Origin of the sequence: Streptomyces sp. adm13(2018) (assembly GCF_008042145.1) — a bacterium.
Lineage (GTDB): Bacteria > Actinomycetota > Actinomycetes > Streptomycetales > Streptomycetaceae > Streptomyces.
On sequence record NZ_RDBH01000285.1, the window covers coordinates 1 to 1,703 of the forward strand.

Here is a 1,703-nt window from a genome sequence, read left to right on the forward strand (position 1 = left end):
CACGAGAGGAGGCCCCGGGATGACGCACCCCACCGACGACACCGACCGGGGTTCCTGGACCGGGCGGCTCGCCCGCCGCTGTCTGCGCCACCGGCGCAGTGTGCTCGTCGCGGTCCTTGCCGCGCTCCTCGGAACCGCGACCAGCGCCCTCGTCCCCCTCGTCACCATGGWGATCGTCGACGACGTCGTCCTGCGCCCCGCCCGGTCCGCCGCCCTGTGGACCGGAGCCCTGCTCGCCGTCGCCGCGCTCGGCTACCTCGCCGCCCACCTCCGCCGCCACCACGCCGGACGGCTCGCCGCCGACGTCCAGCACGACCTGCGGGTCGACCTGATCCGCTCGCTCTCCCGCCTGGACGGCGCACGCCGCGACGAACTGAGCACCGGTCAACTCCTCAGCCGCTCCTCCGGGGACCTCAACATGGTCTTCGGGCTCGTCTCCACCCTGCCCACGGCGATCTCCAGCGCGGCCCTCCTGCTGGTCTCCCTCGTCCTCATCGCGCTGCTCTCCCCGCTCCTCGCCCTGGTCGCACTCGCCCTCGTCCCCGCCCTGTGGTTCATCGGCCGACGCAGCCGGACCTGGCTCTACCCCGCGACCTGGTACGCCCAGAACCAGGCCGCCGCCGTCGCCGGAGTCGTCGCCAGCTCCACCGCCGGCATCCGCGTCGTCAAGGGATTCGGCCAGGAACAGCGGGAGCAGGACCGGCTCGCCGACGCCGCCCGGCGGCTCTTCGCCGGCCGGATGCGCGCGGTACGGCTCAACGCCCGCTACGGGCCCGCCCTCCAGTGCGTCCCCTCCCTCGGACAGGTCGGCGCCCTCGCCGTCGGCGGCTGGCTCGCGGCCCGCGGCGAACTCAGCCTCGGCGCCCTCCTCGCGTTCTCCTCCTACATCGCCCAGCTCGTCGGCCCCGTCAAGACCCTCGCCGCGCTGCTCACCATGGGCCAGCAGGCCGGCGCCGGGATCGAGCGGGTCCTCGAAGTGATCGACACCCGCCCGCTGCTGACCGAGGGCACGACACGGCTCCCCGAAGAAGGTCCCCTCGGCATCGAGTTCGACCGCGTCACCTTCGCCTACGGCGCCGGCCGGCCCGTCCTCACCGACCTCTCCCTCCGCGTCGAACCCGGCGAGACCCTGGCCTTGGTCGGCGCCCCCGGGTCGGGCAAGTCCACCCTCGCCCTGCTCCTCTCCCGGTTCCACGACGTCTCCGGGGGAGCCGTGCGGATCGGCGGCGCCGACGTCCGCGACCTGACCTACGCCTCCCTGCGCGGCGCCGTCGCCGGCGTCCCCGAGGACACGGCCCTCCTCACCGGAACCGTCCGCGAGGCCATCGCCTACGGCCGGCCCGGCGCCACCGACGCCGAGATCCACGCCGCCGCCCGCACCGCCCAGGCCCACGCCTTCATCACCGCCCTGCCCGACGGCTACGCCACGGTCCTCGGCGAACGCGGCGCCCTGTCCGGCGGACAGCGTCAGCGCCTCGCCCTCGCCCGCGCCCTCGCCGCCACCCCCCGCGTCCTCGTCCTCGACGACGCCACCTCCGCCGTCGACGCCCGCGTCGAACAGCGCATCCACGACGCCCTGCGCGACCGGGCCGGGGACCGCACCACCCTGATCGTCGCCCGCCGCCGCTCCACCCTCGCCCTCGCCGACCGGATCGCCGTCCTCGACCACGGCCGGATCATCGACCACGGCACCCACCAGGAAC

At 75.2% G+C, this 1,703-nt stretch carries 1 protein-coding gene; it reads left to right on the plus strand.

The genetic code is table 11. The features are described 5' to 3' along the window. Nucleotides 1-19 precede the first annotated feature (19 nt). Nucleotides 20-1,703 (plus strand): ABC transporter ATP-binding protein (locus EAO70_RS36660; protein WP_148007094.1); only part of this gene is annotated, 1,684 nt, incomplete at its 3' end.